A 17,376-nucleotide genomic window follows, 5' to 3' on the forward strand; every position below is an offset into this window, starting at 1 on the left:
AAGGCCTTTGCAGCGGTACGCGGGTTTGCTGATGCGATCACATTCGCGCCCGGGCAATGATCCGTTTTGCGCCGCGGCCCTGAGCGCTGAACACACCTTCCATGACGAGTCGCCGGGTGATGTTGACGGCCACCTTGGCGCTGGTGTCCGCCCGCTCTGCGAGGACTTTTGATAGCTTGTGGCTCGGCATGCTGGCTCCGACCTCGGGGAGCAGTTCCAACGCCACATCTCTGTGCGTCCGGCGGGGTATGGGAGTCCTACGGATCTGGCGGTGGGCGCTTCTAAGAGGTTCAATTCGCTGCGGGACCGCGACCCGTCCTCCATCGACGTCAGCTTCAAGTTGCTCTACCAGCCTCGTGAGGCCAAAGATGCCATAGTCTTCCTCCATGACCTCGGCCAGCCTCTTGAGGCCGCGGATGCCGGCGTCTTCTTCGAGGTCTGCAACTACCGCGCGAAGCTCCTCTTTTTCATCAACGCGCTGAGCGAGTCTCTTTGCGAGCTCGAGAACGAGGGCACTGCACTCACTGCCCGCGACATCGACGAAGTGCAATAGCTCTTCGTCCGCCATCGAACGGAATATGGACGCGAACATCAGGCGGTCGGCCGGAGCGGGATCACGTCCGCGCCAGCCGCGACCTTATCGAGATAGTCCGCCCAGCGTTGCATCATTTCGCGCCGCGCCGGCAAATGCGCTGTCCGGTTGTAGGCCCGGCCATTGGCGTCCTTGACCATGTGGGAAAGCTGATGTTCGATGAGGTCCACACGCTCGCCCAGGACCTCATCCATGATCGTGCGTGCCGTCGCGCGGAAGCCGTGTGCTGTATGGACCTCCGCGCTGTAGCCCATCCCGCGCAGGGCCGCGTTTACGGTGTTCTCGCTCATGGGGCGCTCGCCCGTGCGGATGCTCGGAAACACATAGCGCCCATGTCCAGTAATCGGCTGCATCTCACGAAGGATTTCGATGGCCTGCGTCGCAAGCGGGACGATGTGATCGACCTTCATCTTCATTTTTGCCCCAGGGATGCGCCACTCCGCTGCGTCGAGATCAATTTCGGCCCATTCCGCCGTGCGAAGTTCGCCGGGCCTCACGAACACCATTGGGGAGAGCTTCAACGCTGCGACCGTGCAGGGGTGTCCCGTGTAGTCGTAGATCGAGCGCAGCAGGTTGCCGACTTGCTTGGGATCGGTGATCGCCGCATGGTGTTTGCCTGCCTTTGACGCCAGGGCCTCGCGTAGATCGGAGGTAACGTCTCGCTCGGCCAGCCCGGACACAACAGCGAATCGGAACACCTGCCCGCAAAGCTGCTTGACCCGATGAGCCGTATCGATTGCACCTCGAGCCTCCAGTTTGCGGACAACCCGCTCAAGCACGTCACGCGGACCGATATTGGAGATGGGCATCTTGCCAATGAATGGGAAAACGTCCTTTTCGAGCCACGTTTTGACCTTGCCTTGGGTGATCGGCTGTCGCTTAGCTGCCGTCTTGACTAGCCACTCGCGCGCTACGACTTCAAAGGTATTTGCAGCCGCGGCGACTCGGGCCAACTTCTCCTCGCGCTTCGCGGCGCTTGGGTCGATGCCGTCCGAAAGCAGTGTCCGTGCTTCGGCGCGCCGTTCGCGGGCCTTGGCAAGCGAGACATCGGGGTAGATCCCAAGGGCAAGCGTCTTCTGCTTCCCGGCGAATCGATAGCTCATGCGCCAGTACTTGCCGGTTGCGGAGACGTGCAAGTACATGCCGCCCCCGTCCGCGTACTTCTCGCCAGTTGGGGCGCCCTTGTACTTGAGTTGCTTGATGCGGGTGTCCGTAAGTGCCATGGCTCGTTCTTCTGTTGGTATCAGGATTTCGGTCGCTTAGAGATGCCAACAAAAATGATGGTATTTCTCCGCGATGCAATGCTACGAGGTGAGACGGCATGACGCAAAGAAAAACCCGCTACGCTGGGGAAACGTGCGGGCTTTGAGGCTTGGTGAGACTCGGTGATTCGGGTCTCTGGTGCCCTCGACAGGAATCGAACCTGTATCTGAGTCTTAGGAGGACCCCGTTCTATCCATTGAACTACGAGGACGAAGGCCCGCAACTTTACCAGTTCAGTCGAACTGCAAGGTGTAGATCAGGTCGATGCCGCTGGGCTGGCCAGCCTGCGCGCGCAGGGTGAGGTTGCGTGTGAGGTCGTAGAACACGAAGAGCGTGCCCAGCGTGCCCGCGAGGCTGCGCTCGTAGGTGATGTAGAAGTCGCGCGCGATGCGCTTGCCGACGGTGACGGACGAGTCGCGCACTTCGCCGCCGTCGCTCGGTCCGCGGAAGCCGATTTCGTCGAGCCCGAAGCGGCTTGCAAGCCCGCCGCCCGTGCCGCCGCTGCCGAGCCCGCCGAGCAGGGCCAGCGCGGCCTGCTGGAGCACCGCCGATTCGCTGCCGCTGGTCGCGGAGCCGCGTCCCAGCACCAGCCACGACAGCGTTTCCTGGTCGGACAGCGCGGGCTCGGAATAAAGGCGCACGCGCGGCGACTGCGCGGTGCCGGTGATGGCCACGCCGACGCGCTGCTGGATGTTGGGCCGGATGGCGAGGATGTCGAGCTGCGGGTTGTCGACGGGGCCGTTGAACCGCGCGATGCCGGTTTCGATGTTGAGCTGCTGCCCATAGGCGCGGTACTGACCGGCGACGGTGCGGACCTCGCCGGTCACGCGCGGCGGGGCATTCAGCGCGGTGCTCTGGATATTGAGCTTGCCGGTCAGGCGTGTCGTGATGCCGCGGCCCTGAACCGCGAAGTCCTCGCCCAGGTCGAAGGTCACCATCACGTCGGGCGGCTTCGCGGTCTGCGGCCGCGCGCCGATGCGTCCGGTGGCCTCGGCAAGGCGTTCGGCCTCTTCCTTTGCCTCGCGATCGCGGACCGCCGACCGGATCACGACGTCGCTGCCGAGGCTGGGTGCGGTCTGGTCCGGAAGGATGATGACCGCACGATCGGTCCGCAGGTCGCCGCGCACGGTGAACTGGCCGTTCTCCAGCCGCGCCTGCAGGTCGCCCGAGAGCGTGAGCTGGCGGTCCGATCGCACCAGCGTGCGCAGCGAGCGCAGTTGCGCCTGCATGTCCATCCGGATGCCGCTGCCGGCCCCCGGGGCCGGTGCAGGGCCCCACGACAGATCGCCGCGCACCGTCAGCGTGCCACCGTCCCTCGCGGCTTCGCTGGCCGCCGTGCTCAGGTTGCCGCTCTGGCCGGGGATGCGCGTCTGGCTGCCGAGCCCGCCCTTGAGGGTGAACTCGTTGATCTCCACGTGATTGCCGGCCAAGGTCGCGCGCAGGCGGCCCTCGCGGAGATCGAGGCCGTCGACCAATGCGCGCAGCGCGAGCTGGTCGGCGCCGAGCGTGCCGGTCCAGCGTGGATCGTTCCGGTTGCCGGAGAGCGTGGCATCCGCCTGCAGCGTCCCGGCGATACGCCAGCCCGGCGGCGCCAGGATCGACCAGACCCCGAGGTTGGGCATCGTCGCCGTGACGCGACCCGCGAGCGGTGCGTCGGCGGCCCATTGCCAGCCGCCGGGCCGTTGCAGCAGGCGCGTGCTGGCTTCCACGCGCACCTGGCCGCCGCGCTCGCTGTCCATGGCCAGAAGGCCCCGGACGGTGTCGCCCTCGGCGTCGAGCCGGAATTCGGCCTGCCGCAACTTGGCCGGCGTGCTGACACCCGGGCCGGCCGCGTCCATGGTGATCTCGCTGCGCGCGCCGGTGCCGGTGCTGTGCACGCGCGTGACCAGCGCTGCCTCGCCCGCCTGCACGCGGAGGTCGCCGCTCTGGCGATTGACGCGCACGTGGCCGCGCAGGATGTCGGCGGCATCGATGTCCCATTCGCCGTTGAACATCAGGTCGCCGCTGAAGCCGATGCGCTCGAGCGTGTCGGTCTCTCCGAAGGCCTCGGCCCAAGCCATGGGCAGGCCCTGGAACTGTCCCTTGGATTGCAGCCGTGTCGAGCGGGTCGTGCCGGAGCCGCTCTGGCTGAAGCGCAGCGGCTGCCAGTCGATCTTCAGCGTGCCCGGCACGGGGCCGGTCACCTCCGCGCCGGCGCCCGATGCCTCGACTTCGAGGCGCGACGTGTTGCCGTTGATCGTGCGGATGGTGGCGCTGAAGGCGCGATTGAGCGCGAGCGTCCACGGTCCGGGTCGCGTGCTGTCCTTGTACTGCGCGCGGAAAGTGGCGAGCGCCGCGCGCCATTGATTGGCCCGATCGATGCCGCCGCTGCCGCGCGCATCGAGCGTGATCTTGCGCGTACCGGTGGTGGCTTCGCCCTTGAGCGCCAATGTGGATTGCGCGAGGCTGCCCGCCAGCTCGGCGCGGACGTTGGCGAAAGCGATGCCGGTGGTTTCGCCCGATTCGGGCGGAGGGAGCTCGACGTCGAGCTTGGGGACCGTCAGCGTGGCGTCGATCGTCGGTTCGGCGGTCCCGCGCGGGGCCGGCTCGTTGGCGGTCTGAAGGCGCCGCTGCACTGCCTGCCAGCCGCCTTTCCAGCTCGCTTCGAGCCGTGCGTTGCCCTTCATGCGCACGCCGGCGAAGAGCTTTTCCATCTCCGGCAGGCCTTCGATCCAGCGCTGCAGGACCGCGGCATCGTCGATCTGCGTGCGCACCTGCCCGTTGCCGCTGGCCGGCGCGATGCGGCCTTGCACCTGCACGCTGCCGCCCGGCACCACGAGGTTCAAGTTGCCGCTGCCACCTTGTTCGGCGACCTGCACCTGCAATCGGCCTTCGAGGCTCGCCTGCCGGGCCTCGAGGCGCAGCGTTCGCAGATCGAGCACCTGGTTCTGCCACTGCCCCTGAGCGATGGCGCGTTCGACGAGCACGCCCTGCAAGCCTGCGCCGCCTTCGGCACGCAGCGCGACGTCGAAGCGGATCGTGTCGCCCGCCTGGTCGGCCTTGATGGTTCCGCCTAGCGGCGCGCCGATGAGCTCGGAATGCAATTGCCCGAGTTGCACACCCCGCACCGTGGCGCGTGCCTGCCAGGGCTCGGGTGCGGGGCTCCAGCTTCCCTCGGCCTCGATGCTGCCGCCGCCGAGGTGCACGGTGGCTTCAGGCACCGTCCAGGTCGTGCCGTCGAAGCCGGCCTCGGCCTCGACCTGTTCGACGGGCAGCTTGCCTGCATCCCAGGGGCCCGCCATCGCGTTGCGGATGTCGGCGGTCGCCTTCCAGCGGGTGGTGGCTGCCGCACCGTCGGGGCCGGCTTCGATGTGCCCGGTGAGCAGCGTGGCCGGCGCCTCGGGCCACAGCCGCGCGAGGTCCACGTTCTCGAGTTCCGCCTTGGCGTCGATCACCGGCTGCGGCTGCCAGGGCGCGATATTGGCCTGCAACTGCGCGCGTGTCGGCGCCGCCGTGTCTTCATCGACAGGCTGCAGTTCTGCGGCGACCGCAAGGCGCGCGTCCGGTCCGGACAGCGTGCCCGCCACGCTGGCATTGGCCAGCAGATCGAGCGGGTTCTCCTTGTTGAGCGAAGCGCGGATGCGGCCGTTCAGCTTCGCCTCGATGGCCATCGGCGCGGGGCCTTGCAGATCGACGTGCGCGCCGTACTGGCCGTCGGCGACCTCCACGCCGACGATCTCGAGAACGTGGTGGTGTTCGCTGGTGTACCGATAGCTGCCGGCGAGCTTGGTGGCCTGCAGCGCCGGCGGGCCGGCCCAGCGCAGGTCATCGATCGAAAAGGGTAGCTCGATCTGCACCGGCAGCACGATCTGCTCGAGCGGCTCGACCGGCTTGTCTTCAGGCGTGCCGCGCCGCTCGATCACCACCTGCCCGGCGTGCACTTCGCCCAGTTGCACGCGGCGCCGCAACAGCGGTGCGAGCTGCCAGCCGATGCGCGCGTCGCTCACTTCGACGGCGAGCGTCGGGCTTTGCCAGCGCAGCCAGCCGATGCGGCCGCCTGCGCGGAGCGACCCCGAGACATCGCGGCTTTCCAGCGACTGGTCCGCCGGAAGGTGGCGCGCGGTGCGCGACAGCGCGAAGGCCAGCGATTCGTCCGTTCCGAGCCACCACCATGCGCCGGCCAGCAGCGCGATGACCAGCGTGACGAGGCCACCCACGAACCAGCCGAGCCCGCGCAGCACGCGGCGCAGGCGCGAGCGCTTCGGCGCTGTGGGCGCGATTCCTGGCGTGGTTTCAGGTGTTTCGTCGGCCATGGTCAGAAGGTGAAGCCGAAGCGGAAATGCAGCCTGAATTCCTTCACGTCGACACCGTAGGCCAGATCGATCGACACCGGCCCGATCGGGCTTTTCCAGCGCGCGCCGACGCCGACGCCGACCTTGGCTTCGAGATCGCCGACCTTGTCCGCGACCGAGCCGGCATCGACGAACACGGTGCTTTCCCAGTCGGAGAGCTTTCCGTTGTAGACGAATGGCCGCTGCCACTCGATGCTCGCGACGCCCAGGTAGCGGCCGGCGATGACGGTGCCGCCCGGTCGCACCGCACCGATGGAGCGGAAGCTGTAGCCGCGCACCGTGGTGTCGCCGCCGGTCAGGAAGGCGAGCGTGCTCGGGATCTGCGCGGTGTCCTTGGCGATCAATGCGCCGATTTCCGAACGCAACTGGATGCGGGCACCGCGCGATTGCGTGCCGTCGTCGCTGTAGACGGTGCCCGCGGGCACGAAGCCCACCCAGCGCGCATAGGTGCGCGTGAAGGGCAGGCGTTCACCGGTCAGCGTGTAGCCGGCGGCGAGCTCCAGCGCGATGCCCTGGCCGCGGGTCGGCGCATTGGCGTTGTCGAAGTAGCGGCCGGTCCAGTTCCAGTTGACGCTCAGCGCCGAGGCCGACGGCGGCGCATTGAAGCCGTGGTTCGACGCGTAGTCGTACTGCACGAAAAGGCTTCGGTCGATATGGTCGCTGGCCTTGCTCTCGCCGCCGCGCAGCCGGCCGCTGTCGACCGTGTAGTCGCCGGACACTTCGCTCTTGAGCTGAGCCGATGTGAAAGTGCGCCATCCGCTGTCGCGCGGCACCGCGCTCCACTCGGTGCCGAGCGACTGCGTGTCGCGATCGAGGTAGAGCCGGGACACCGCGCGCCATCCGAGCAGCGGCATCTGGTTGTGGATGTGGTCGAGCGAAAGCCGCGGCCCGCTGTCGGTGGTGTAGCCGACGCCGGCGACCACCTTCTGCAGGGGCGCCTCCTGCACCTGCGCGATGACGGGCGCGCTGAGGGGGTCATCGTGCGTGGTGTCGAGCGTGAGGAAGACCGAATTGAAGTAGCCGCTGCTCGCGAGCCGCTGCTGGGCATCGAGCAGTTGCTGCTGGTCGTAGTCGGAGCCGGTCGGAATGCGCGCGATGCGGCGCATGGCGTCGGGGTCGTAGCGCTGGTAGCCGTGCAGCACCAGCGGGCCGAAGCGGTAGGCCGGCCCGGAATCGTAGGTGGCGCTCAGCCGCGCTTCGCTGCGGTCGGCATCGATCTCGGCACGGCTCGTGACGATGGTGCCGGTGGGGTAGCGCCTGGCCGTGAGGCTGCGCAGTGTGGTGGATTTGGCGTTGTCCCAAGTCTGCTGGCTGAAGGCCTGCCCCTGGCGCAGCGGCCAGGCGGCGCGGATCGCGTCGCGTCGCGCCTCCGATTCCGTCGTCTGCGCGATCGGGCCGGTGAAGTCGATGTGCACGTCGCTCACATGCGTGATCTCGCCCGGCACGACGGTGATCCTGACTTCGCGCGGCGCCTTGCCGTCGGGTGTTTCGCGCAGCTCGAGTGTGAGCGTGGGCGTGAAGTAGCCCATGGTGTTGAGCAGCTCGCGCGCGTTCGCCTCGGCAGCGACCATCAGGCGCGAAAGCTCGACGGCCCCGAGATCGTTGAGTCTGCGGTAGCGCTGGATCTCCAGGTTGCGCGTGAGGAAGTCGCGCACCGGATCGGGCGCCTGCACGTCGACGGTGAACGCTTCGCGTCCCGAGGTGCTCGATTCGCTCGCCACCGGGCTGTCGGCGGCATCGCGTTCCTCCGGTTCCTTTTGCGGCAGCAGGCTGCATCCCTGCAAAAGAAGGATGGCTGCAAACAACAACGCCGGCATCCAAGCCGGCGTGAGAGATGGAACTACCCGACGCACCCTGCCGATTCTGACAGCAAGGGGCGCTGGTTCCGGCCGGCCTATTTCGACAGCAGCCGCATCGCGTCCTCGAGACCGCGCAGGGTCAGCGGGAACATGCGGTTCGACACCAGTTGCTGGATGACCGCAATGCTCTGGCGGTATTGCCAGACGCCGTGCGGCTCGGGGTTGATCCACGCGAACTTCGGGAAGGCGTGCGTCAGGCGCTGGAGCCATTCCGCGCCGGCCTCTTCGTTGTTGTATTCGACGCTGCCGCCGGGCTGGAGGATCTCGTACGGACTCATCGTCGCGTCGCCGACGAAGACCAGCTTGTAGTCCTTGTTGTACTTGCGGATGATGTCCCAGGTCGGGAACTTCTCCGAGTAGCGCCGGCGGTTGTTCTTCCACATGAAGTCGTAGACGCAGTTGTGGAAGTAATAGAACTCCAGGTGCTTGAACTCGGTCTTGACGGCCGAGAAGAGTTCTTCCACACGCTGGATGTGCTCGTCCATCGTGCCGCCGACATCCATCAGCAGCAGCACCTTGACGTTGTTGTGGCGCTCGGGCCGCATCTTGATGTCGAGGTAGCCCGCGTTGGCCGCGGTCTTGCTGATGGTCTCGTCGAGATCCAGCTCGTCCTCATGCCCTTCACGCGCGAACTTGCGAAGCTTGCGCAAGGCCATCTTGATGTTGCGCGTGCCGAGCTCCTGGCTGTCGTCGTAGTCCTTGTAGGCTCGCTGTTCCCACACCTTCACCGCGCTCTTGTTCTTGCCCGCGCCACCGATGCGCACGCCCTGCGGGTTGTAGCCGCCGTGGCCGAAGGGCGAAGTGCCGCCGGTGCCGATCCACTTGCTGCCGCCCTCGTGGCGTTCCTTCTGTTCCTCGAAGCGCTTCTTGAGCGTCTCCATGAGCTCGTCCCAGCCCATCTTCTCGATCTTGGCCCTTTCCTCGGCCGTGAACTCGCGCTCCAGCGTCTTGCGCAGCCAGTCGAGCGGCACTTCCTTGGTGAAGTCGGCCAGCATCTCCACGCCCTTGAAGTAGGCGGCGAAGGCGCGGTCGAACTTGTCGTAGTGCTTCTCGTCCTTGACCAGCGCGGTGCGCGACAGGTAGTAGAAGTCATCGAGCCCGAAGGCGTCGTCGGAATTGGGCCCGACGACATCGGCCTGCAGCGCTTCGAGCAGGGTCAGGTATTCCTTGACCGACACCGGCAGCTTGGCCGAGCGCAGGGTGTAGAAGAAGTCGATCAGCATGGCGAATCACTCCTGGGCCTGCGGCCGTGGCTTGTCCAGCAGGTCATTCAGTTGCGCGCGCACTTCGGGCCATTCGCCGGAACGCAGGCTGTACATCACGGTATCGCGGATCGTGCCGTCGCGGCGCAGCGCGTGGCCGCGGATCACGCCGTCCTTCTTCGCGCCGAGGCGCTCGATCGCGCGCTGCGATGCGTGGTTGAAGTTGTCGGTGCGCCAGCCCACTACATGGCAGCCCAGCGCATCGAAGGCATGCGTGAGCATCAGCAGCTTGCAGGTGGTGTTGACGTGCGTGCGCTGGCAGCGCCTGGCGTACCACGTGTAGCCGATTTCGACGCGCTTCACAGCCGGAAGAATGTCGTGGTAGCTCGTGCTGCCGAGCACCGTGCCGCTGGCCTCGTCCGTCACCGCGAAGGCGAAGCGGTTGCCGTCCTCGCGCATCTTCAGTGCGTTCTCGATATAGGTGCGCGTCTCGTGCGGCTCCGGCACGGAGGTCACGCGGATCTTCCACAGCTCGCCGTCGGCGGCCGCGGCGCGCAGGCCTTCTTCATGCGCGAGCGCAAGCGGCACCAGCGCGATGCCGCGCGCCTTCAGCGTGACCGGTTCGACGAACGCCATCGCGACGCCTCAGCGGTTATGGCGTTGCATGAAGACCAGCTTCTCGAAGAGGGTCACGTCCTGCTCGTTCTTGAGCAGCGCGCCCACGAGCGGCGGTACGGCGACCTTGTCGTCCTTGCTTTGCAGCGCTTCGAGCGGGATGTCCTCGGCGACCAGCAGCTTGAGCCAGTCGAGCAGCTCGGAGGTCGAGGGCTTCTTCTTCAGGCCGGGCAGGTTGCGCACGTCGTAGAAGGTCTTCATCGCCGCGGTGAGCAGTTGCTGCTTCAGGTCGGGGAAGTGCACCGCGACGATGCTCTTCATCGTCTCCGCATCGGGGAACTTGATGTAGTGGAAGAAGCAACGGCGCAGGAAGGCGTCGGGCAGCTCCTTCTCGTTGTTGGAGGTGATGAACACCACCGGCCGGTGCCTGGCGCGAACGAGCTCGCGCGTCTCGTAGCAGTAGAACTCCATGCGGTCGAGTTCGCGCAAGAGGTCGTTCGGGAATTCGATGTCGGCCTTGTCGATCTCGTCGATCAGCAGCGCCACCGGCTCGTCGGCCGTGAACGCCTGCCAGAGCACGCCCTTGACGATGTAGTTGTGAATGTCCTTGACCCGCTCGTCGCCGAGTTGCGAATCGCGCAGTCGGCTCACCGCGTCGTATTCATAGAGGCCCTGCTGCGCCTTCGTGGTGGACTTGATGTGCCACTGCAGCAGCGGCAGGTTGAGCGACTGCGCCACTTCCTCGGCGAGCATTGTCTTGCCGGTGCCCGGCTCGCCCTTCACGAGCAGGGGGCGTTTGAGCGTGATGGCCGCGTTGACGGCGAGCATCAGATCCTGTGTGGCGACGTAGTTGTCAGAACCCTTGAATTTCATGGATGGCTTCGAGCGGGATGGTTGGTTGGGGGAACACAACATCGATTCGCAAGACGAGTCGCTCAGGGAGACTCCTGCATGGGTTCCCAAAAGGGCGACCCATATAATCAAACGTTGATTTGCCCTAAAACTCCACGAGATTGTGCGCGCAAAATGAAGAAGTTGTTGACCACGATGTTTGCCTTCACTGTCGCTTGCGTGACGGTCTCGGCCCAGGCACAGAAGATCACCGGCAACGCGGAAGCAGGCGCCAAGAAGGTCGCCATGTGCATGGGGTGCCACGGCATCATCGGGTACCAGGCCAGCTTTCCTGAGATTCACAAGGTCCCGATGATCGCGGGCCAGAGCGCTTCCTACATCATCTCCGCACTCACCCAGTACAAGGGCGGCGAGCGCAAGCACCCCACCATGCACGCCATCGCGGACACCCTGAGCGAGCAGGACATGGCCGATCTGGCCGCCTATTACAGCCAGCTCGGTCTCAAGGAAGGCGACGCGCCGCCGCCGGCCACCGCCGCCGCGCCGAGCCCGCGCGTTGCGGACCTGATCGCGCGCGACAAGGACAACTCCTGCACCAAGTGCCACGGCGCCAACTTCAACACGCCGAACGACGGCTCGGTGCCGAAGCTCGCCGGCCAGCACGCCGACTATCTCTACGTCGCACTGAAGTCGTACAAGGTCCAGAACCAGACGCAGATCGGCCGCGCGCACCCGGTCATGGGTAGCCAGGCGAAGAAATTCACCAATGCGGAAATCAAGGAGCTCACGAGCTACATCAGCGCGCTGCCGGGCGACCTGAAGACGGTGCCGGAATCGCGCTTCCACGAATCCAAGTAAGCGCTGCGCATCGCCTCACCAGATACAAAGCCCGCAGGAATGCGGGCTTTGTTATTCATGGCGCATGAAACTGGCGCCTGGGGGTGATCAATCCTTCGTCGCCCGGCGCTGGACGCAGGCCACATAGCCCTCGCCATCAGGCGGGCGGCCGGCGCGCTGGCTCTCCCACATCATCTGGCCGAGGCAATCCATCGCCTCGTGATGGGCATCCATCAGCGAATCGCGCCGCTTGGCCAGAAGCTCGACCGCCTGCCGGATGCCGCGCGGCTGGTCGATGGAGCATTGCTCGCTGATCGAAAGATGCATCGACAGGTGCAGGAACGGGTTTTCCCGCCCGTCCTTGCCGTCGTAGATGCGCAGGGCCGCCGCATCGGCATCTTCGAGGTCGGCGTGGTATTCGGGGTGCTCGTCGATCCAGCGGGCGGCGATGATCTCGAGCGCCTCCATCGGCTGGCCGGTGCGGCTCTTGGCGAAGACGTCGCAGAAGAAGCGGCGGACTTCTTCCTGGGTGGGATTGAACATGGGCAGAGATTAGCACCGACCCTCACTCCATTCGGCGCTTCGCACGGCTACATTGCCAGCCCATGGATCGCCTGGAAAACATCGAGACCTTCGTCCGTGTCGCGCAGACCCAGAGCTTCGCGGAGGCGGCGCGGCAGATGCGCGTGGCGAAGTCGGTGGTCACCACCCGCGTGAAGCAGCTCGAAGACCACGTCGGCGCGCCGCTCTTTCACCGCAGCACGCGCGTGGTGCGGCTCAGCGACGTGGGGCAGGCCTTCCTGCGCGACTGCACCGAGCTGGTCGGGCGGGCCAACGACATCTTGGACCAGATGCGCGACGCTCGCGCCGGCCCGACCGGCACCCTGCGCATCCATGCGCTGACGGGCTTCGTGCTCGGGCATTTCGCGACGCTGCTGCGCGCGTTCCAGGTCAGCTTTCCGGACATCCACCTGGAGCTGATCGTGAGCGATGCGGTGGTCGATCCGGTCAAGGCCGGCGTGGATTGCGCGCTGCAGATCTTTCCGGCCGCTTCGACCGAGCTGGTGTCGCGCCCGCTCTTCCCGGTGCGCCGCGTGTTCTGCGCGACGCCGGAGTACCTGCGCACGCGCGGCGTGCCGGAGAGCCCGCGCGATCTGCACAAGCACACCCTGGGCCTCTATTCGGGCTACCCGACGCGCGACCGCTGGACCTTCCATCACGCGGGCGAGCAGGTCACGCTCTACATGAGCGCGGCGCTCCTGACCAACAGCGTGCACCTGCTGCGCGAATACGCCATGGAGCACGCCGGCATCGTCTGTCTGCCCACGCTGGTGGCCGGCGATGCGATCCTGCGGGGCGACCTGCAAGTGGTGCTGGCGGAGCACCAGCTCTCGTCCTTCTCGCTCAACGCGGTCTACGCGGGCACCTCGCGCAATGCCTTCAAGCTGCGGCTGTTCATCGAGCACCTCACGGCGGCCTTCACGCGTGTGCCGCCCTGGGACGCGGCGATGATCGAACGCGGGCTGATTCCCGAAACGCTGATTGCGGACTAGATTGCGGCCATGAGCGACGCACCTGCGCCATCGCCCGCACCAGAACCGTCGCCCGCTCCCGCGCGAAGGCGACCGCTGCCGGCCGGCTACCGCGAAGGGATCATCACCGCGGTCACGGTCATCATCGGCTTCTCGCTTTCCTTTGTGCGCTATTGGGCCTTCGAAGCGCCGGGTGACTGGACAGGGCGCTCGATCATTGCGCTCATCGCGCTGCTGATCCCCATCGCCGCCGAGATCTACACGCTGTACCGCGCACTGCTCGTCGAGGACGACGACGAGGCCACCTACAAGGTCACGGTGAAGTGGTTCATCGGGTCCGTGTGCGGCATGCTGGTCTCGGTATCGCTCGCCGCCATCGTTCTCTCCGGCCGACCCTGAAGCCGGGTTTCGGCGCCCTCTTTACGAGGCGAGGTGCCCGGGTAAACCCTGTCGATTGATCGGATTCGCCGAACAATGCGGCCCGCATTTGGTCCCTACCCATGGTGGGTTTCGTTTCCTAAAGTTCCTTCACCGCAGCGACATCGCTGCACCGTTGGCACCCGAGGAGACACACATGACTGCTGCCTACCAGACCCGCTTCGGCTCGCTCAAGAGCTACGAGAAGGGCCACGTCGAGCCCATCGCCGATGACGTCCGCCACTACGCTTTCTCGAACTGCTTCGACATCGCGAGCAAGAGCAAGCCTTACGAGAAGGTGGTGTTCGGCCAGAACCAGATCTATGTGCTCGAAGCGCTGCGTGCCGAAGGCACCTCGCCCTGGTACACCAGCGCGCACGACGAATTTGCGCTGGTCATGGACGGCGACGTGGAGGTGCACCTCGTCAAGCTCGACGCGAGCCAGACCGTGCAGGACACCGAGAAGAACGGCGCGGTGCTCGTGAAGGGCGAGCCCAAGGGCCAGAAGATGGGCTGGATGAAGCTCACGCGCGGCCATCAGGGCCTGTTGCCGAAGAACACGGCCTACCAGTTCCGCGTGGCCGGTGATCCGGGCGTGGTCGTCCTTCAAACCTGCAAGGGCGACCTCTCCGTAGAGAAGTGGGCCGACATCTGCCAGACGCACTGAACCATCGCATCGAGGAGTTTCACCATGAACGCACCCGCTGAACTCGCCAAGGTGATCGCGTCCAAGCCCGACGCCACGCACGGCTACAAGGATTTCTCGCTCGGCAGCTTCGGCTTCCATCGCGACGAGTACTTCGCACACATCACGTGGAAGACCCGCGACGGTCGCCCGATGAGCCACACGATGGACGTCGGCAACTACCTGCGTGCGTTGATGCGCGACGTGGCCTGGGGCTTCTTCTACGGCTGGGTCAACTTCGACGACGTGGTCGGCACCGTCAACCACTACCAGTCGGTGGACCTGTACGCCGGCAGCTACAACGGCACGATGAAGGAAGCCGGCATCGACCTGCTGGAGAACTTCCCGACCGCGCAGATCCGCGCGACCTTCGAGGCGATGCTCGACGACTGGACCAACCAGACCTTCGACCCCTTCGCCGCACCGCAGGAAACCGGCTCGCCCTACGGCCGAAAGAACGGCAGCAACACCGCGAAGATCACGCGGGCCCGCGAGCTGGCCACGCGCTGCGTGGGCCTGAAGGATGACCTCCGCCTGCGCAGCGACGACACGGGCGCGCCGGTCAACCGCGCCTTCGCCGACGTGCCGCAAGGCCAGCCGGAGCTGCATCCGGAGCCGGGCTTCGAGAACGAGGTGCATGCCTTCAATCTCTTCGGCTTCCTGAGCCGTTCGCAGGTCACCTGGAACCCGAGCTTCACCTCGGTCGTCAAGCACAGCTACATGTGCCCGACCACCGAGGAGCACATCCTGCCGATCATCCATGGCAACGACCGCGTCGAGTGGTTCTTCCAGATGACCGACGAGATCCACTGGGACTGCGGCGACAAGAACACCGGCAAGCCCATGGCCCGCGTGATCATGAAGGCCGGCGACATGGCCGCGATGCCTGCCTACTGCCGGCATCAGGGCTACAGCCCCAAGCGCTCGATGCTGCTGGTGTGGGAGAACGGATCGCCCACGCTCGTCTACGAGATCCAGAAGGGCGAGAGCCCGGAGATCCCGGTTCAGTTCTAGTCCGCCCCGGCGCCGCGCGGCCCGGCCGCACGGCGTCACTACAAGGAGACATCGACATGGCAGACCCTATCCGGTCGGGTGCCGGCGCAGCCTCGCGCCGGCGATTCATGCAACAGGCAGGCGTGGGCTCGGCGGCGGTCGCGGCCGCATCGCTTGGCCTGTCGGCAACGCCTGCAGACGCCGCACAGGCCTTCGACGCCACTTACGACATGGTGGTATGCGGCAGTGGCTGCGGCGGCCTGGCGTCGGCGCTCTTCTCGCGATGGCAGGGCAACACTGCCGTCATCCTGGAGAAGGCGGGCAGCATCGGCGGGACGACCGCAAAGGCGGCCTTCTGGTACTGGGTTCCGAACAACGAGGCCATGAAGAAGGCGGGCATCGCCGATCCGAAGCCCGACTTCCTGAAGTACGTGGCCCGGCTGTCGAACCCGCAGGGCTTCGACCCCGCACATCCCCGCTTCGGTCTCACACAGTGGGAATACGACATGTGCAGCGCTATCTACGACAGCGCCTCGCCGGCAGCCGAACTGCTCGCCGCCAAGGGTGCATTGCCTTATCGCCACGTGCCCGACGTGCCGGACTACTTCGCCGAACTGCCCGAAGACAAGGCGCCCAAGGGCCGCGTGCTGGTGCCCGCCGAGGCGATCCCGAGCATGTCGGATGGCGGCCTGGTCGCAGTACGGACCATGTCGACCAAGGCGCGGCAGGAAGGTATTCCGATCCGCACGGGCATGCGGGTGAAGAAGATCCTGCAAAACCCGGCCGGCCGCGTGATCGGCTTGGAGGCCGAGGACGAACTCGGTGCCGTGACGCGCATCCGCGCCCGCAAGGCCGTGATCTTCGCGACTGGCGGATTCACGCATAACGTGGAACTGCGCAAGAATTTCCTGAACGGCCCGATCTACGGCGGTTGTGCCGCACCCAGCAACGAAGGCGACTTCGTCCAGATGGCGGGCGCGCTGGGGGCGCAACTGCGCAACATGAACTACGCCTGGAGTTGCCCCGTGCCGCTCGAGAAGGCGGTGGCCCGCGACGGATCGATGTCGGGCATGTTCTCGGTGGCCGGAGATTCGATGATCTTCGTGAACAAGTACGGCCGGCGCACTGTCAACGAGAAGCTGCAGTACAACGAGCTGGCCCAGACCTTCTTCGAATGGGACGGCGCCAGGGCCGAGTACCCCAATCTGGTGCGCATCGCGGTATGGGATCAGCGTTCGCAGGACCATTCGGCAAGCGCCGAGTACGGACGGCTGATCGTGCCGCCGGGCACCGATGACCGGCACGTCATCAAGGGCGCCACGCTCGCGGAACTAGCCCGGGCGATCGACGAACGGATGGCCAAGTACGCGGGCGTGACCGGCGGTGCGAAGCTGTCGGCGGACTTCCTGCCGAACCTGCAGGACGCGATCACGCGATTCAACGGATTCGCGAAGACTGGCAAGGACCTGGACTTCAAGCGTGGCGACCGCGTGGTCGAGCTGCTTTTCAACGGCGACGTGAAAGAAGAGCCAGGCCGCAGCAATCCCACCATGTGGCCGATCTCGGACGCGGGTCCGTACTACGCCGCGCTGGTCGTCCCGGGCACCCTGGACACCAAGGGCGGCCCGAAGACGGACACGCACGGCCGCGTGCTCGATGCGCGCGACCGGCCGATCCCGGGGCTCTATGGCGTCGGCAACTGCGTGGCTTCCGCCTCGGGCCGCGCCTACTGGGCGGGCGGCGCGACGCTGGGTCCGATCATCGCCTTCTCCTACCGTGCCGCCAACGCGGCGCACGCCGAAACCGCGAGCGCAGCATGATGAAGAACCGACTCGCCTCCACCCTCGTGCCCGGCTTGCTGGCCCTCGGGGCGATCGCGGCGCACGCCCAGTCGCCGGGCGAGCGCCTCGCGCAGGCCGCCTGCGCCCAGTGCCACACCTTCGGCAAGGGCGAACCGAACGGCGTCGGGCCGAACCTGTTCGGCCTGCTCGGCCGCCAGGCGGCGGCGAGCCCGGGCTTCACCTATTCGAAGCAGTACATCGCGGCCATGAAGGACAAGACTTGGGATCGCGCCCTGCTCGAACGCTGGCTGACGGACTCGCAGGCCGTCGCGCCGGGCAGCACGATGGCCTATTTCCAGGACGACCCGAAGAAGCGCGCCGCGCTGATCGACTACCTCCAATCGCTGAAGTGACTCA

General features: G+C 66.1%; 15 protein-coding genes and 1 tRNA gene. 7 read left to right on the forward strand and 9 right to left on the reverse strand.

The genetic code is table 11. The features are described from left to right. Positions 1 to 37 precede the first annotated feature (37 nt). From BLW05_RS12190 to BLW05_RS12225, 8 genes are all read right to left on the reverse strand, one after another. On the reverse strand, positions 38 to 592 hold the full coding sequence (locus tag BLW05_RS12190; RefSeq protein ID WP_093162808.1) for a hypothetical protein: 555 nt from the start codon (positions 590 to 592) through the stop codon (positions 38 to 40). After that, positions 592 to 1,815 carry a tyrosine-type recombinase/integrase gene (locus BLW05_RS12195; protein ID WP_093162809.1) on the reverse strand — a complete coding sequence of 408 codons (1,224 nt, stop codon included), beginning with the start codon at positions 1,813 to 1,815 and terminating at the stop codon, positions 592 to 594. The genes BLW05_RS12190 and BLW05_RS12195 overlap by 1 nt, the downstream gene beginning before the upstream one ends. Positions 1,816 to 1,991: 176 nt before the next feature. After that, positions 1,992 to 2,066 (reverse strand) — tRNA-Arg (locus BLW05_RS12200). A 22-nt stretch (positions 2,067 to 2,088) separates the two neighbouring features. Then, on the reverse strand, positions 2,089 to 6,147 hold the full coding sequence (locus tag BLW05_RS12205; RefSeq protein WP_093162811.1) for a translocation/assembly module TamB domain-containing protein: 4,059 nt from the start codon (positions 6,145 to 6,147) through the stop codon (positions 2,089 to 2,091). Positions 6,148 to 6,149: 2 nt separating this feature from the next. Next, entirely contained in the window at positions 6,150 to 8,003 is a 1,854-nt protein-coding gene (locus BLW05_RS12210) for an autotransporter assembly complex protein TamA (protein WP_177142630.1), read from the reverse strand. A gap of 77 nt (positions 8,004 to 8,080) precedes the next feature. Then, the gene (locus BLW05_RS12215) at positions 8,081 to 9,268 is read right to left on the reverse strand and encodes a vWA domain-containing protein (RefSeq protein WP_093162814.1); all 1,188 of its coding nucleotides are present in this window, start codon (positions 9,266 to 9,268) and stop codon (positions 8,081 to 8,083) included. Between the two features lie 6 nt (positions 9,269 to 9,274). Continuing rightward, positions 9,275 to 9,883 carry a GNAT family N-acetyltransferase gene (locus tag BLW05_RS12220; protein WP_093162815.1) on the reverse strand — a complete coding sequence of 203 codons (609 nt, stop codon included), beginning with the start codon at positions 9,881 to 9,883 and terminating at the stop codon, positions 9,275 to 9,277. A 9-nt stretch (positions 9,884 to 9,892) separates the two neighbouring features. After that, positions 9,893 to 10,735 carry an AAA family ATPase gene (locus BLW05_RS12225; protein ID WP_093162817.1) on the reverse strand — a complete coding sequence of 281 codons (843 nt, stop codon included), beginning with the start codon at positions 10,733 to 10,735 and terminating at the stop codon, positions 9,893 to 9,895. 153 nt (positions 10,736 to 10,888) lie between these two features. On the opposite strand from BLW05_RS12225, the gene BLW05_RS12230 reads away from it, so the two are divergent. After that, complete coding sequence (locus BLW05_RS12230) at positions 10,889 to 11,572, forward strand: c-type cytochrome (protein WP_093162818.1); 684 nt, start codon at positions 10,889 to 10,891, stop codon at positions 11,570 to 11,572. Between the two features lie 87 nt (positions 11,573 to 11,659). Here the strand turns inward: BLW05_RS12230 and BLW05_RS12235 are convergent, their stop codons facing one another. Then, positions 11,660 to 12,094 carry a DUF1841 family protein gene (locus tag BLW05_RS12235; RefSeq protein ID WP_093162820.1) on the reverse strand — a complete coding sequence of 145 codons (435 nt, stop codon included), beginning with the start codon at positions 12,092 to 12,094 and terminating at the stop codon, positions 11,660 to 11,662. 62 nt (positions 12,095 to 12,156) lie between these two features. Between BLW05_RS12235 and BLW05_RS12240 the strand changes: the two genes are divergently transcribed. From BLW05_RS12240 to BLW05_RS12265, 6 genes are all read left to right on the forward strand, one after another. Next, a complete protein-coding gene (locus tag BLW05_RS12240) occupies positions 12,157 to 13,104 on the forward strand; it encodes a LysR family transcriptional regulator (RefSeq protein ID WP_093162821.1) in 948 nt (315 codons plus the stop codon). A 9-nt stretch (positions 13,105 to 13,113) separates the two neighbouring features. Continuing rightward, positions 13,114 to 13,482: a hypothetical protein gene (locus BLW05_RS12245; protein WP_093162823.1), complete on the forward strand. Its 369-nt coding sequence runs from the start codon at positions 13,114 to 13,116 to the stop codon at positions 13,480 to 13,482. Positions 13,483 to 13,657: 175 nt separating this feature from the next. After that, complete coding sequence (locus BLW05_RS12250; RefSeq protein ID WP_093162824.1) at positions 13,658 to 14,167, forward strand: cupin domain-containing protein; 510 nt, start codon at positions 13,658 to 13,660, stop codon at positions 14,165 to 14,167. A 24-nt stretch (positions 14,168 to 14,191) separates the two neighbouring features. After that, positions 14,192 to 15,199, forward strand: a complete 1,008-nt coding sequence (locus BLW05_RS12255; RefSeq protein WP_093162826.1) for a hydroxyquinol 1,2-dioxygenase — start codon at positions 14,192 to 14,194, stop codon at positions 15,197 to 15,199. A gap of 56 nt (positions 15,200 to 15,255) precedes the next feature. Then, positions 15,256 to 16,998: an FAD-dependent oxidoreductase gene (locus BLW05_RS12260; RefSeq protein WP_093162827.1), complete on the forward strand. Its 1,743-nt coding sequence runs from the start codon at positions 15,256 to 15,258 to the stop codon at positions 16,996 to 16,998. Continuing rightward, a complete protein-coding gene (locus tag BLW05_RS12265) occupies positions 16,995 to 17,372 on the forward strand; it encodes a c-type cytochrome (protein WP_256330231.1) in 378 nt (125 codons plus the stop codon). Before BLW05_RS12260 ends, BLW05_RS12265 begins: the two co-directional genes overlap by 4 nt. Positions 17,373 to 17,376 lie beyond the last annotated feature (4 nt).

The organism is Variovorax sp. YR216, from assembly GCF_900107745.1.
Taxonomy (GTDB): domain Bacteria; phylum Pseudomonadota; class Gammaproteobacteria; order Burkholderiales; family Burkholderiaceae_C; genus Variovorax.

Coding starts and splice junctions, on each gene's coding strand:
- BLW05_RS12190 (WP_093162808.1), bottom strand. CDS start 592: ATGTTCGCGTCCATATTCCGTTCGATGGCGGACGAAGAGCTATTGCAC.
- BLW05_RS12195 (WP_093162809.1), bottom strand. CDS start 1,815: ATGGCACTTACGGACACCCGCATCAAGCAACTCAAGTACAAGGGCGCC.
- BLW05_RS12205 (WP_093162811.1), bottom strand. CDS start 6,147: ATGGCCGACGAAACACCTGAAACCACGCCAGGAATCGCGCCCACAGCG.
- BLW05_RS12210 (WP_177142630.1), bottom strand. CDS start 8,003: ATGCCGGCGTTGTTGTTTGCAGCCATCCTTCTTTTGCAGGGATGCAGC.
- BLW05_RS12215 (WP_093162814.1), bottom strand. CDS start 9,268: ATGCTGATCGACTTCTTCTACACCCTGCGCTCGGCCAAGCTGCCGGTG.
- BLW05_RS12220 (WP_093162815.1), bottom strand. CDS start 9,883: ATGGCGTTCGTCGAACCGGTCACGCTGAAGGCGCGCGGCATCGCGCTG.
- BLW05_RS12225 (WP_093162817.1), bottom strand. CDS start 10,735: ATGAAATTCAAGGGTTCTGACAACTACGTCGCCACACAGGATCTGATG.
- BLW05_RS12230 (WP_093162818.1), top strand. CDS start 10,889: ATGAAGAAGTTGTTGACCACGATGTTTGCCTTCACTGTCGCTTGCGTG.
- BLW05_RS12235 (WP_093162820.1), bottom strand. CDS start 12,094: ATGTTCAATCCCACCCAGGAAGAAGTCCGCCGCTTCTTCTGCGACGTC.
- BLW05_RS12240 (WP_093162821.1), top strand. CDS start 12,157: ATGGATCGCCTGGAAAACATCGAGACCTTCGTCCGTGTCGCGCAGACC.
- BLW05_RS12245 (WP_093162823.1), top strand. CDS start 13,114: ATGAGCGACGCACCTGCGCCATCGCCCGCACCAGAACCGTCGCCCGCT.
- BLW05_RS12250 (WP_093162824.1), top strand. CDS start 13,658: ATGACTGCTGCCTACCAGACCCGCTTCGGCTCGCTCAAGAGCTACGAG.
- BLW05_RS12255 (WP_093162826.1), top strand. CDS start 14,192: ATGAACGCACCCGCTGAACTCGCCAAGGTGATCGCGTCCAAGCCCGAC.
- BLW05_RS12260 (WP_093162827.1), top strand. CDS start 15,256: ATGGCAGACCCTATCCGGTCGGGTGCCGGCGCAGCCTCGCGCCGGCGA.
- BLW05_RS12265 (WP_256330231.1), top strand. CDS start 16,995: ATGATGAAGAACCGACTCGCCTCCACCCTCGTGCCCGGCTTGCTGGCC.